Annotated in this window: 15 protein-coding genes; 2 read left to right on the top strand and 13 right to left on the bottom strand. The window is 73.7% G+C overall.

The genetic code is table 11. The annotated features are described in order from the left end of the window. Window positions 1–320: 320 nt before the first annotated feature. On the bottom strand, window positions 321–1,178 hold the full coding sequence (locus ACFT5B_RS00075; protein WP_386795929.1) for an SDR family oxidoreductase: 858 nt from the start codon (window positions 1,176–1,178) through the stop codon (window positions 321–323). 99 nt (window positions 1,179–1,277) lie between these two features. Here ACFT5B_RS00075 and ACFT5B_RS00070 point away from each other — a divergent pair, with 99 nt between their 5' ends. After that, on the top strand, window positions 1,278–1,652 hold the full coding sequence (locus tag ACFT5B_RS00070; protein ID WP_386795928.1) for a winged helix-turn-helix transcriptional regulator: 375 nt from the start codon (window positions 1,278–1,280) through the stop codon (window positions 1,650–1,652). Between the two features lie 12 nt (window positions 1,653–1,664). Here ACFT5B_RS00070 and ACFT5B_RS00065 read toward each other — a convergent pair whose 3' ends face one another. The 9 genes from ACFT5B_RS00065 to ACFT5B_RS00025 all read right to left on the bottom strand — a co-directional run bounded on the left by ACFT5B_RS00065 (window position 1,665) and on the right by ACFT5B_RS00025 (window position 8,756). Then, window positions 1,665–2,237 carry an isochorismatase family protein gene (locus tag ACFT5B_RS00065; RefSeq protein ID WP_386795927.1) on the bottom strand — a complete coding sequence of 191 codons (573 nt, stop codon included), beginning with the start codon at window positions 2,235–2,237 and terminating at the stop codon, window positions 1,665–1,667. A gap of 44 nt (window positions 2,238–2,281) precedes the next feature. Further along, entirely contained in the window at window positions 2,282–3,718 is a 1,437-nt protein-coding gene (locus tag ACFT5B_RS00060) for an MFS transporter (RefSeq protein WP_386795926.1), read from the bottom strand. Then, a complete protein-coding gene (locus ACFT5B_RS00055) occupies window positions 3,715–4,179 on the bottom strand; it encodes a MarR family winged helix-turn-helix transcriptional regulator (RefSeq protein WP_386795925.1) in 465 nt (154 codons plus the stop codon). Before ACFT5B_RS00055 ends, ACFT5B_RS00060 begins: the two co-directional genes overlap by 4 nt. 64 nt (window positions 4,180–4,243) lie before the next feature. After that, on the bottom strand, window positions 4,244–4,903 hold the full coding sequence (locus ACFT5B_RS00050; protein ID WP_386795924.1) for a hypothetical protein: 660 nt from the start codon (window positions 4,901–4,903) through the stop codon (window positions 4,244–4,246). 80 nt (window positions 4,904–4,983) lie between these two features. Beyond that, window positions 4,984–5,502, bottom strand: coding sequence for an FBP domain-containing protein (locus ACFT5B_RS00045; RefSeq protein WP_386795923.1), 519 nt, complete (start codon window positions 5,500–5,502; stop codon window positions 4,984–4,986). A 320-nt stretch (window positions 5,503–5,822) separates the two neighbouring features. Continuing rightward, complete coding sequence (locus ACFT5B_RS00040) at window positions 5,823–6,407, bottom strand: dihydrofolate reductase family protein (protein ID WP_386795922.1); 585 nt, start codon at window positions 6,405–6,407, stop codon at window positions 5,823–5,825. Window positions 6,408–6,444: 37 nt separating this feature from the next. Next, entirely contained in the window at window positions 6,445–7,278 is an 834-nt protein-coding gene (locus ACFT5B_RS00035; RefSeq protein WP_386795921.1) for a class I SAM-dependent methyltransferase, read from the bottom strand. A gap of 85 nt (window positions 7,279–7,363) precedes the next feature. Next, complete coding sequence (locus ACFT5B_RS00030; protein ID WP_386795920.1) at window positions 7,364–7,795, bottom strand: hypothetical protein; 432 nt, start codon at window positions 7,793–7,795, stop codon at window positions 7,364–7,366. Between the two features lie 112 nt (window positions 7,796–7,907). Next, entirely contained in the window at window positions 7,908–8,756 is an 849-nt protein-coding gene (locus ACFT5B_RS00025; RefSeq protein WP_386795919.1) for an NAD(P)H-binding protein, read from the bottom strand. 223 nt (window positions 8,757–8,979) lie between these two features. Here ACFT5B_RS00025 and ACFT5B_RS00020 point away from each other — a divergent pair, with 223 nt between their 5' ends. Continuing rightward, window positions 8,980–9,294 (top strand): winged helix-turn-helix transcriptional regulator, encoded by a 315-nt coding sequence (locus tag ACFT5B_RS00020; RefSeq protein WP_386795918.1) that lies wholly within the window; start codon window positions 8,980–8,982, stop codon window positions 9,292–9,294. A gap of 3 nt (window positions 9,295–9,297) precedes the next feature. Here the strand turns inward: ACFT5B_RS00020 and ACFT5B_RS00015 are convergent, their stop codons facing one another. From ACFT5B_RS00015 to ACFT5B_RS00005, 3 genes are all read right to left on the bottom strand, one after another. Beyond that, the gene (locus tag ACFT5B_RS00015) at window positions 9,298–9,801 is read right to left on the bottom strand and encodes a DinB family protein (protein ID WP_386795917.1); all 504 of its coding nucleotides are present in this window, start codon (window positions 9,799–9,801) and stop codon (window positions 9,298–9,300) included. Window positions 9,802–9,919: 118 nt separating this feature from the next. Then, window positions 9,920–10,534 carry a dihydrofolate reductase family protein gene (locus ACFT5B_RS00010; protein WP_386795916.1) on the bottom strand — a complete coding sequence of 205 codons (615 nt, stop codon included), beginning with the start codon at window positions 10,532–10,534 and terminating at the stop codon, window positions 9,920–9,922. A 55-nt stretch (window positions 10,535–10,589) separates the two neighbouring features. Continuing rightward, window positions 10,590–11,737 (bottom strand): ketopantoate reductase family protein (locus tag ACFT5B_RS00005; RefSeq protein WP_386795915.1); only part of this gene is annotated, 1,148 nt, incomplete at its 5' end.

The following is an 11,737-nucleotide window of genomic DNA, read 5'->3' as shown; positions in this document are numbered from 1 at the left end:
GTCACCACAGCGGGCGCAGGCTCGGGCAGCGCGCGTGCTGCCCGAGCCTGAGGTCCGCGCGACCCCACCCCGTCTGCGAAGTACCCCGGATGCCGGGCTAGCTCGCGAGGTATGCCGGATGCCGGTCTATCTCGCGAGGTATGCGGGATGCCGGTCTATCTCGCGAGGTATGCGGGATGCCGGTCTACCTCGCGAGGTATGCGGGATGCCGGTCTACCCCGCGAGGTATGCGGGATGCCGGTCTATCTCGCGAGGTATGCGGGATGCCGGTCTACCTCGCGAGGTATGCCGGATGCCGGTCTACCTCGGCGAGAGGGTGCTCAGAGGAGGGCGCGGAGGGCGTCGGCGAGAGGCGTCGTCGGGCGGCCGATCAGAGTGCGCAGGTCGTCGGTCGCGTCGGCGAGGTCGCCGCGCGCGATGCCCTGGTCGAGCGCGACGACGAAGCCGGCGGTCCCCTCGTCGAGCCCGGCGGAACGCAGGAGCGCGAGCTGCTCGTCGGCGCTGACGCTCCGATGGGTGACGGGCGTGCCCAGCACCTCGGAGGCCGTCGCGGCGAACTCGTCGAAGCTCCACGCGACGTCGCCCGAGAGCTCGTAGACGCGGTTCTCGTGCCCCGAGCCGAGGACGGCCGCGACGGCGCCTGCCGCGTAGTCGGCCCGGGTCGCGCTCGCGACCCGGCCGTCGCCGGTGCTCGTCACGACCTCGCCGGTCGCGCGGGCCTGCTGCAGCGTCCCGGCGTAGTTCTCCGTGTACCAGTTGTTGCGGAGGAACGTCCACGTGAGGCCGGACGCGCGCAGCGCCTCCTCGGTGGCCTTGTGCTCCGGCGCCAGGACGAGCTCGCTCGTGTCGGCGTGCGGGGCGCTCGTGTAGACGACGCGCCCGACGCCGGCGGCCACGGCGGCGTCGACCACGGCCTGGTGCTGGGCGACGCGCTGGCCCACCTCGCTGCCGGACACGAACAGCAGCACGTCGGCGTCGGCGAACGCGGTCTCGAGGCTCGCGGGGTCGGCGTAGTCGATCAGCGCGGTCCGGACGCCCAGCTCGCCGGCGAGGGTCGCGAGGCGCTCGGGGTTGCGCCCGGCGGCGACCACGGTGGACGGGTCGGTGCCGGCGGCGACGAGCCCTTCGACGGCGAGGCGGCCCAGGTGGCCGGTGGCTCCGGTGACGACGATCGACATGACGTTCCTCTCGGTGGGTGGGTGTCTCGTCCGGAGCAACCGCCGCTGCCGTGGGCACCTTCCCGGATTCCGGTACCCACTTTGGCGTAAGGTACAGACGTGACGGTAAGCAACGAGGTCAGCGTCCTGGACCGGCTCCTCACGGATGGCAAGCTCGCTGCCGCGTGCCCCAGCCGGATCGTCCTCGACCACGTGACCAGCCGGTGGGGCGTCCTGCTCCTGGTCGCCCTGTCGGAGCGCTCGATGCGCTGGGGCGAGCTGCGCCGCGTCGTCGAGGGCATCAGCGAGAAGATGCTCGCGCAGACGCTGCGGACGCTCGAGGCCGACGGCGTCGTGGACCGTGCCGTGACCCCGAGCGTCCCGCCGCGCGTCGACTACTCGCTCACCGACCGGGGCCGAGAGCTCGTCGCGCTCCTGCTCCCGCTCATGGGCTGGATCGCCGACAACGCCGACGACATCCTCGCGGGCCGCTGAGCGGCCGCACGCTCAGCCGAGGAGCCTGAGCACCTCGTCGGTCGTCCCGGTCTCGCCGAGGCGCGGGAAGATGCGCGCGACGCTGTTGGCGTGCGCCTCGGCCGAGGCGTCGCCCATCGCGTCCGTCACGAGCGCGACGTGGTAGCCGTGCTCGTGCGCGGCGCGCGCGGTCGACTCGACGCCGATGCTCGTGGCGATGCCCGTGAGGACGATCTGCGTGACGCCGCGGCGGCGCAGCTGGACGTCGAGGTCGGTGCCGTGGAACGCGCCCCAGTTGTGCTTGGTGACGACGGCGTCGGCGAGGGGCGCGAGCACGTCGACGATCTGGTCCCAGCCCTCGGCGCGGGGGGCGGCGGGGCCGGCGTTGCGCGCGACCTCGGTCCGGCCGGGGACGGCGTCGGGCCCGGAGAAGCTGACGCGGACCAGGACGACGGGCAGGTCGCGGGCGCGGAAGGCCTCGGCGAGGCGGACGGTGCGGTCGATGATGTCGTCGGACGCGTGCGGCTGCGTCGACATGGACGCGATCCCGTTCTGCAGGTCGATGACGACGAGCGCGGACTTCGGGTCGAGCGTGGAGACGGACATGCGGGTGATGCCTTTCGGTGGAGCGGGTGTGACAGCGGGAAAGATCAGGAGGCCGCGCTCGTCGTCGCGCGCCCGATGCGGGCGAGCGACCGGTCGACGAGCGTCAGGACGAGGAACACGACGCCGCAGCCGAGCGTGAACCAGGCGAGGTCGTGCAGGCCGCCCGTGGTCGCTCGCTCGCCGAAGAACGCGGCGGTCGCGGCCGACGACGCGAGCGCGCCCACGTAGGCGAAGGTGCGCAGGAGCCCGGCGGCGGACGCCATCCGGGCGGGCTCGGCCTGGTGGTAGAGGGCGTTCTGGTTGGCGAGGCCGTTGAGCCCCTGCGGCAGGCCGAACACGAGCCCGATGGCGACGAGGAACCAGATCGGGGTGTCGCCCGCCACGAGGAGGAGCGCGCCGCACACGAGCACCTGGAAGATGCCGCCCGCGACGAGCTTGCCGCGCACCGCGCTTCGCCGGCCTGTGATCGCCGTGACGACGATCGCCGACGCGAACATGGGCATGAGCAACAGCCCGGCCTGCGACGCGCTGAGCCCGCGGCCCGCCTCGAGCCACTGCGTGAACCCGTAGAGCAGCGAGTACTGGACGGTCGCGGCGAGGAACTGCCGGGCGTACGTCGCGAGCTGGGGGACGTTGCCCCCGAGCACCCGCAGGTCGACGAAGGGCACGGCCGTGCGCAGCTCGCGCCACGCGAAGCCCGCCCCGACGACGGCGGCCACGCCGAGCAGCCACGCGTCGGAGACGTGCGGCGCCATCACGAAGAACATGAGCGCGACGAGCGCGCCCGAGAAGAGCACCATCCCGGGGAGGTCGATCCCGCCGGAACCGCGGCGGCCGGGAGCGGCGGGTGCGCCGTCGTCGGCGGAACCGAGCCCGCGGGGGAGCCAGAGCGCACCCAGCACGACGCACGCGGCCGACAGTGGGATGTTGACCGTGAACACCGAGCGCCACCCGGCGCCCGAGACGAGGAACCCGCCGAGCGTCGGGCCGATCACGGCGATCACCTGGTTGGAGATCGTGAGCGCGGACAGGACGCCGTTGGGGCTCGCGTGCCCGGTGCGCCGGGCCTCGGTGCGGATGAGGTACATCGACGCCGGGTAGCCGGCGCACGTGCCGAACCCGAGCAGCACGCGCGCGAGGATCAGCACGCCGAGGTTCGGCGCGACGGCGCCGAGGATCCCCGCGACGCCCACGAGGCCGGTCCCGGCGAGGAACAGGGTGCGCGGGCCGAACATGTCGATGAGCCGCCCGACCACCGGCTGCCCGACGGCCGTCGCGAGGTAGAGCGCGGTCACGAGCCACGCCGTCTGCGACGAGGCCACGCCGAACGCGGTCGCGATCGGCACGAGCGCGACGGCCAGCATCGACGAGTTGATGGGGTTGAGGATCGACCCCAGGATCATCGGCGCGATGAGCCGGCGGTCGAAGCGATCCGCGGGAGCGACGTGTGCGTGCGGGGCGCGGTGGAGCAGGGAGGTCACGAGCGGGTCAGTCTCTCCATGAGGGCGATGGCCTCGGCGAGGGTGCGGCGCTCGTCGGCGTCGAGCCGGTCGCTCAGGGCCCGGGTGAGCCACTCGTGGCCGGCCTGACGGCGCCCCTCGAAGACCTCCTGGCCGGCGGGGGTGAGCGAGACGACCTGACGGCGGCCGTCGTCGGGGTCGGGGGTGCGGACCACGTAGCCGCGCTCCTCGAGGACGCCGAGCGTCGCGGCGACCGACTGCGGCCGCACGCGCTCTGCGGTCGCGAGCGCGCTCGCCGTCGCGGGGCCGTGCTTGCCGAGGCGGCTGAGCAGCGTGGTCTGCGAGGGGGTGAGCTGGTGGTTGTCCGCCGTCTCGAGCAGTCGCCTGCGCAGCTGCCCGACGGCGGAGCGCAGCTCGCGCGCGGTGCGCGCGGCGTCGTCCGCCGCGGTGCGCGCGGGCGTGGGGAGGTTCTCGGTGGGCATGGGTCCACCGTAGAACTCGACAGGCTTAACTGTCCAGTCAAGCCTGTCTATCTGGACGGGACGGCTACACGAGCTTCGGGTACGAGGCCAGCAGGACCACGCCGACGGTCAGCAGCACGAGCGCACCGCCGAGCATCGTCCACTGGGTGCGGACGGCCTTGAACCGTCCCGAGAAAGCCGCGAAGAACAGGACCAGGGCGAACAGGACGGTGAGGATCGTGTAGTTGTCGCCGCGCTGGTTGTTGCGGAGCGCGACCTGGAAGAGCACGTCCGCGCGCTTGTCCGCGGCGACCGCCTCCTTCTGCCCGGGCGGGACGTAAGACGGCAGCTCGAAGGGCGTCTTCGGGGCGTCCGGGTTCTTGAGCGGCTTCGCCGCGAGCCACTCCTGGAACGCCGGCTTGAAGCGGTCCGCCATCCGGTTCTCGGCAAAGGTCTCGAGCTGGGTGTTGCCCGTGGAGTAGGCCTGCACGAACAGGGCGAACGTCGACACGTCGATCTGCTTCGCGGCGCTCGCCTCGGACGCGTCGCGCGACGCCTCGATCCGCGCCGACGACGCCTGCGAGAACGCGATCGACATCGCGCCGCCCCACTTGCTCGCCTCGAACCCGCTCCACGCCGTGAGGATCGCCGTGACCGACAGCACGATCACGGTGATGGTCTCGCGCAGCCGCGCGCGGCGCTCCTCGGGTGCCTCGGCGGGGCCCGTCGCGTCGCTGTCGTCCACAGCAGCACGCTAGCGAGCAACCGCTTGACCTGCACCGCGACACGGCCGCCGGTGACGTCCCCGGCGGCCGTGCCGGTCGATCACGCGGTGCGGAGCACCTCGGCCACGAACCGCGCCGAGCGCTCGCGCAAGCCCTGGATCCGTCGCTCGATCACCGCGGCGCGGAGATCGGCGTCGTCGCGGCCCGTCTCGGCGAGCGTCGGACGGCGGCGCACGTTGCGCGAGCACAGGAACTCCGTGCAGAGCAGCGTGCCGACGGTGTTGCCGCGGCGCCCCGCGGCGCCGGCGCGCCGCGCGACGTAGAGCGAGACGTCGTCGGTGTGGACGACGTCCTCGCACCACGCGCAGACGCCGCTACGCCGGGTCCGCAGCGCCGGGTCGGTGGCGCGCAGCAGCACACCGGTGGGGGCGTCGTCGTCGGGCGCGGTGCCCGGGACGACGGCATACGCGAGCAGCGGCGCCTTGCGGTCGACCCAGCCCAGGTAGTCGAGGCGGTCCCAGTCGAGGGCGGCCAGCTCGGGAAGCGTGGCCTGGGTGGCCTCGCGGCGCGACGCGTTCACGAAGGACGCGCGGATCTGCTTCTCGGTCAGAGGGTGCATGGAAGTGGCTTTCCGGTCGGGCGGCAGCGCTCACCTCACCGGCCCGCGGAGTCCGGGCGGCGGGAGCGCAAGAGGGCGACGACACGGCCCGCGTCGTGCGCCCGTGACCGGGTGGCCGAGACGGCCGGAGGTCAGCGCACGGGGCGGGCCGGGAGACTGCCCGAGCAGGCCGTCGCGGCCACCCCGCAACCTGCGGTGACGCCCTGCATCCGCTCGCTCCTCGTCCGTCGGTGTCCTCGGTCGCGGTGCGACCGGCCCGTCCAGTGTGCCTCACGACGGCGCGAGGCGTGGCCCGGATTTCCCCTCGGACCAGGCGGGGATCAGGCGCGGACGACGTCGTGATCGAGCTGCACGACGCCCGACGCGAACCGCCGCGTCCCCGTCAGGCGCAGGTCGACGCGCTGGTCAGGGGGCAGGGCGGGCAGCCCGCCGCCGACGCTCACCGGCACCACGAAGAGCTGCACCGCGTCGACGAGGCCGGCCGCGAACGCCGTGGCCGCGAGGGTCGGGCCGCTGACCGCGACGTCCCGTTCGGCCGCGTCGACGAGCGCCCGCACCTCGCCGGGGTCGAAGCGGTCGACGAGGTCCGTGCGCGGGGTGGCGACGTCGTCGAGCGAGGCCGAGTAGACGACCTTGTCGGCGGCGCGCCACAGGCGGGCGAAGTCGCGGACGGCGGCCGAGTCCTCCTCGGGCTCGCCGGGCGCCGGCTCGTCGGGGGCCATCGTCTGCCAGACCGCCATCGTCTCGTACATGCGCCGCCCGTACAGGTAGGTCCCGACGTCGCGGCTCGTGTCGTTCACCGCCTGGTGGACCTCCTCGTCGGGGGCGGCCCAGTCGAAGCGGCCGTGGGCGTCCACCGCGTAGCCGTCGAGGGACATCAGCATGAGGTACCGCAGGCGGGCCATGGTGTCGATCCGTTCGTCGGCTCGGTTCGGGGGAGGGTCAGGGGCGCGACGCGGTCGCGACGAGGGCGGTCATCGGGGCGCGGAGCGGACCGTCGCCGAACCGCTCCGCGAGGAGCGCGGTCGCCGCCGCCTCGACGTCCTCCCGGACCTGCGTGCCGTAGGGCTCGAGCTGGGCGCGCAGCGGCGAGCCGCGGGGGATCGTGATGGCGGCGGCCTGCGGCGAGGGGGCTGTGCCCTCGAACCGGAGCGTCTCGACGGCGTCGACCACGAACCCTCCGGCCTCGAGGTCCTGCCGGAGCCGGTCGGCGTCGTGGTACCCGTGGGCGACGCGTGTGATGACGTTCGGGTCGGCGTCGGGCAGGACCCGCCGATAGGCCTCGTCGACGGCCTGCGCGACGGCGTTCGCCCCGACCGGCCCCCAGGCGCTCAGCAGGTAGGCGCCGCCGGGCCGGAGGACCCGCGCCGCCTCGGCGTACGACGCGACGCGGTCCGGGAAGAACATCACCCCGAACTGGCACAGGACCAAGTCGAACGAGCCGTCGGGGAAGGGGAGGTCCTGTGCGTCGGCGACCCGCCAGTCCACGGGCGGCGCGCCGTCGGGGCGGGTGGGTGCGAGGCCCCGCGCGACGTCGATCATCCCGGCGTTGAGGTCGGTCGCGACGAGCGTGCAACCGGCGGGCAGCGCAGCGGCGAGGCGTCGCGTCACGACGCCCGTGCCGGCCGCGAGCTCGAGGACGGCCGACGGGCGCCGGGCGTTCGCGCGCGCGACGAGGTCGTCCGCGTAGGGCTCGAAGAACAGCGGGACGAGGAGCTGCTCGTAGGCGGCGGGCAGCCCGCCGACGAACAGCCGGCCCGCGTCGGACTCGGACATGAGGACCTCCTGGTCGCGGCCGCTCCTTCGTCGTACCACCCGGACGGGCGGCCGTACAGGATGAGACCCGGCGGAGGCGGCGGGCTCATCGCAGCGCGTGGGCCTCCGGGTCGAAGCGGCGGCCGGGACGCGCCGGCCCCGCGGTGCGCCGGAGCAGGGGGACGAGGACGGCGGCCAGCGTGGCCGCCGTCGTGACGGCGATCCCGGCGACGACGACGCCCGAGGTCCCGCGGAGCGCGCCCTGCTCACGTCGGCCCATGACCGCGAGGATCGACCGCCACGACAGGATCGACCGGTTCGACTGCCCGGACAGCACCGACGCGGACGACTGGAACGACCCGATCGACAGGAACGACATCGCCGAGCCGATCGAGGACGACGACGCGAACGACCCCACCGACGCGACCGACGCGCACGACCCGACGGACCCGATCGACAGGACGGAGCCGCGGGAGGCGATCGACAGGACGCTGTCCTGCGACCACAGGGACCAGCGGGACGCCGTGCGTGCAGCCATGCGCCCCATCATCGTGCGTGGGTCGCGAACCCACCCGCCGACATACCGAGATCCGCCCGAGATGCCGAGTCTGCCTCGGTATCTCGAGCGAATCTCGGTATCTCGTGAAGGGTCAGCGGAAGGCCGGGGCGTTCCGGGTCGCCCACTCCGCGAACGACGACGCCGGGCGGCCGAGCAGCCGTCCGACGTCGGTGCTGACGGCGGCCTCGTCGGCGGTGGGACGGCCGAGGAGGTCGAGGGTGGCGTCCGCGACCGCCGGCGGCATGACGGCCGACATACGTGCGAGCGCCTCGTCCCGGTCCAGCTCCACGACGCGGACGGCGTCGCCGATCGCGAGACCGATCGCCGCGGCCTGGTCGCGCGGCGAGATCGCTGCCGGACCGGTCAGGGTGTAGGCGGCTCCGTCGTGCGCCCCCGCGCCTCCGACGACGTCCGAGAGGACGCGCGCCACGACCGCCGCGAGGTCGGCCGGGTCGACCACCGGGAGCGCGACGTCCACGAACGGCGCCTCGACAGTCCGCGCGGACCGGACGCCGGGGACCCACTGGAACGCGTTGGTGGCGAACCCGCTCGGCCGCAGGATCGTCCAGCCGAGGCCGGACGTGCGCACCGCGTCCTCGAACGCGACCGGGTGCGGGTAGCTCCGTGGGCGGGTCCGCGCGCCCTGCGAGGAGAGCAGGACGACGTGCCCGACGCCCGAACGCTTCGCGACGTCGAGGACCCCGTGCGCGTCGTCGCCCGCGACGAGCAGGAAGAGCGCGTCGACGCCGTCGAGAGCCTTCGTGAGCGAGGCGGGGTCGGCGAGATCCGCAACGAAGGAGCGGACGGTGTCGTCCGCGGGCTCGGCGGTCGGGCGCTGGTGTCGTGAGATCGCGGCGACCTCGTGGCCGCCGTCCGCGAGGAGCCGGACGAGCGCGGCGCCGACGTTGCCCGTCGCCCCGGTGACTGCGATGCGTGCCATGGTCCTACCTCCGTCTGGGCTGGTCACTCCGGGTTTCCGGGGCGACGCCCGAGACGCTAGCATCGTGAAGATAGTAGGTACCTAGAGGATAGTGACTCTCCTGGGAGGACCCGTGAGCACCTCGCCGACCGCACCCACACCGGCACCCGCCCCGCCGGCCGCACCCACACCGGCACCCGCCCCGCCGGCCGCACCCCCGGGTGGGTGCCCGATCAGCCCCGTCGTGGACCTCGTCTTCTCGCGCTGGACGACCCCGATCCTCTGGGCGCTCGACACCTTCGGACGTCAGCGCTTCGTCGAGCTGCAGCGCAGCATCGGCACCATCACCCCCAAGGTGCTCACGCAGCGGCTCCGCCAGATGGAGCGCGACGGACTCGTGGTGCGGACCTACCACGCGGAGATCCCGCCCCGCGTCGAGTACGAGATCAGCCCGCTCGGCGCGAGCCTCGCCCCCGTGTTCGCGGCGCTCGCCGGCTGGTCCGACGAGCACCTCGCTGAGGTCGACGAGGCTCGGGCGGAGTTCGACGCCGCCGGCTGAGGCCTACTCGCCGACGGCTCCGTCGATCCTCTCGCGCAGGAGATCGGCGTGGCCGTTGTGGCGGGCGTACTCGCCCAGCACCTTGACGACGCACCACCGGACGGACCGGGTGCCGGTGCGCGTCGGGTCATCCAGGCTGTGCCGGGCGAGGAGCGCATCGACGGTCGCCTGCTGCTCGCGCCAGCGGGCCAGGGACGGTTCGACCATCGACGCATCGATGCCGAGGATGTCGCCGTCCGGGTCGTCCTCGGGGCAGTAGAGCGGCTCGATGGCCACCGGTCCGAGCGTGCCCTCGAGGTACCAGTGCTCCATCTCGGTCAGGTGCCGGACGAGGCCCAGCAGCGAGAGGTCCGACGGCGGCACGGACTGCTCGACGAGCTGGTCGGGCGTGAGGTCGGCGCAGCTGCGCGCGAGGGCGTCGCGATGGAACGCGAGCCAGCCGAGGAGGAGCTCGCGGTCGTCCGCGAACGGCTCCGGCTCGTCGAGAGCGGGATGCTTGGACGTCACCCGACCGACGCTAGACCCCGCGCCCACCGCCGGTCGCGTCGAGATACCGAGAGACGCCCGAGATACCGCGTCTGCATCGGTATCTCGGTCGGGACTCGGTATCTCGCGGCCGGTTGGCTCAGCGGAGCACGCGGTACCGCAGGTGGCTCACCGACGGCGTCACGCGCGACTCGAGGAGCTCGAGCTCGAGCGGGCCGACGTCCTCGAAGAGCCGCGTGCCGCCACCGAGCGTGCGCGGCACGAGGTGCAGCCAGAGCTCGTCGATCAGACCCGCCGCGAGGAACTGGTTGACGGTCGACCCCCCGCCCGACACGTCGACGGGCCGGTCGCTGGCCGCGCACTGGGCCCGCTGCAGCGCGGCCTCGATGCCTTCCGTGACGAAGTGGAAGGTCGTCCCGCCCTCCATCTCGATGCTCTCGTGCGGGTGGTGCGTCAGCACGAACACCGGTGCGTGGTACGGCGGTTCCTCGCCCCACCAGCCGCGCCAGTCGGCGAAGCGCTCGTCGTCGTCCCAGCCGCCGCGGACCGGCCCGTACATGTTGCGCCCCATCACGTACGCGCCCGCGCTCGTCAAGGACGCGATCTCTGCGTCGTGCTGCCCGGCCTCGTCGAACATCCACGGCTTCATGAGCTTCTCGACGCCGTTCACGCCGATCGGGCTCTCGAGGCTCTGGTCCGGCGCCGCGACGTACCCGTCGAGCGACACCGCCATCCCGCAGGTCACGGTTCCCATGTGCTGCTGTCCTTCCGTCGTCGTCGCAGGTGGAGACCGGCGGGGCAGCCGGAAGTCATCGGCCCGCGCCCGCTTCGGCGCGGTCGAGGGCGCGCACGAGCTCGTCGACCGACGTCGAGCCGGGCGGTCGGCGCGCGACGGCGGCCTGTCGCGCGAGCCGCTGGACGGCGGCGTTGAGCGGCGCGTCGACGCCGGCGAGGCGCGCGAGCAGGACGATCTCGCCGTTGAGGTAGTCGGTCTCGATCGACCCGTCGCCCCGCGCGACGGACTGCCACGACGAGCCCCCGACGACGCCCGGCAGTCCAGGGACGGGGCGCACGTCGAAGACGGTCCCGCGCCACGCGTCCTCCTCGGCCTCGGTCGCCCACGTGATGCCCGACGCGAGGTACACGTCCTCCGCCTCCGCGACCAGCCGCGACGCGAGCGGGCCGATGGGCCCGATCGCGCCGTCCGCCCCGAGCAGCGCCTGGAGCGCGTTCGCGAGGTTCTGCAGGAGCTTGCGGTGCTTCCAACGCATGACGTCGTCGACGACGTGGATCCCGAACGTCGCCGCGGTCCAGTCCCGGGTGAGCGCGTCGAGGACGGGGGCGACGTCGTCGGGCGGCGGCCCGGGCGGGTACGAGCCGAGGATGAAGGTCCCCGACTGCGGGGCGATGCGCACCGCGACCTCGCCGGGGTCGAGGTGGGTGGCGGGGAGCCACACGCACGCGCCGACGACCCGGCGGAAGAGGCGCAGCGCCATGCGTTCGGCCGCGACGCCGTTGGTCGTCGTGACGACGGGGAGCAGCTCGCCCGCGGTGCCGACGGGCGCGGCGTCCGGGGCGTCGTCCGCGGGGTGCACCGGCGCGTCGACCCAGGCCTGGAGGGCGGCCGTCGCCTGATGGGTCTTGGTCGCGAGGACGAGCACGTCGTCGGTGCGCAGGCGGGCCTCGGCGGGGGTGCGGGCGAGGTCGACGCGGACGGTGACGTCGTCGTCGGGGGAGCGCAGCCGCAGGCCGGAGCGTTCGATCGCGTCGGCGTGCGCACCGCGCGCGACGACGAGGGGCGGACGGGTGGGCGAGTGCTGGGCGAGGCGCGCGGCGATCGTGCCACCGATCGCGCCCGCTCCGACGACGACGTAGCGCACCCGCCCACCCTGCCACGGCGCGCGGGACGTGCGCGTCGCGGGCCGGAGCGGCGTCGTCGGGCGGGAGGAGGAGCCCC

Source organism: Luteimicrobium sp. NPDC057192, assembly GCF_042670205.1.
GTDB lineage: Bacteria > Actinomycetota > Actinomycetes > Actinomycetales > Cellulomonadaceae > Luteimicrobium.
This window is presented reverse-complemented; position numbering and strand designations above follow the sequence as displayed.

Coding starts and splice junctions, on each gene's coding strand:
- ACFT5B_RS00065 (WP_386795927.1), bottom strand. CDS start 2,237: ATGTCCGTCTCCACGCTCGACCCGAAGTCCGCGCTCGTCGTCATCGAC.
- ACFT5B_RS00040 (WP_386795922.1), bottom strand. CDS start 6,407: ATGGCCCGCCTGCGGTACCTCATGCTGATGTCCCTCGACGGCTACGCG.
- ACFT5B_RS00045 (WP_386795923.1), bottom strand. CDS start 5,502: ATGCACCCTCTGACCGAGAAGCAGATCCGCGCGTCCTTCGTGAACGCG.
- ACFT5B_RS00010 (WP_386795916.1), bottom strand. CDS start 10,534: ATGGGAACCGTGACCTGCGGGATGGCGGTGTCGCTCGACGGGTACGTC.
- ACFT5B_RS00035 (WP_386795921.1), bottom strand. CDS start 7,278: ATGTCCGAGTCCGACGCGGGCCGGCTGTTCGTCGGCGGGCTGCCCGCC.
- ACFT5B_RS00055 (WP_386795925.1), bottom strand. CDS start 4,179: ATGCCCACCGAGAACCTCCCCACGCCCGCGCGCACCGCGGCGGACGAC.
- ACFT5B_RS00025 (WP_386795919.1), bottom strand. CDS start 8,756: ATGGCACGCATCGCAGTCACCGGGGCGACGGGCAACGTCGGCGCCGCG.
- ACFT5B_RS00075 (WP_386795929.1), bottom strand. CDS start 1,178: ATGTCGATCGTCGTCACCGGAGCCACCGGCCACCTGGGCCGCCTCGCC.
- ACFT5B_RS00030 (WP_386795920.1), bottom strand. CDS start 7,795: ATGGCTGCACGCACGGCGTCCCGCTGGTCCCTGTGGTCGCAGGACAGC.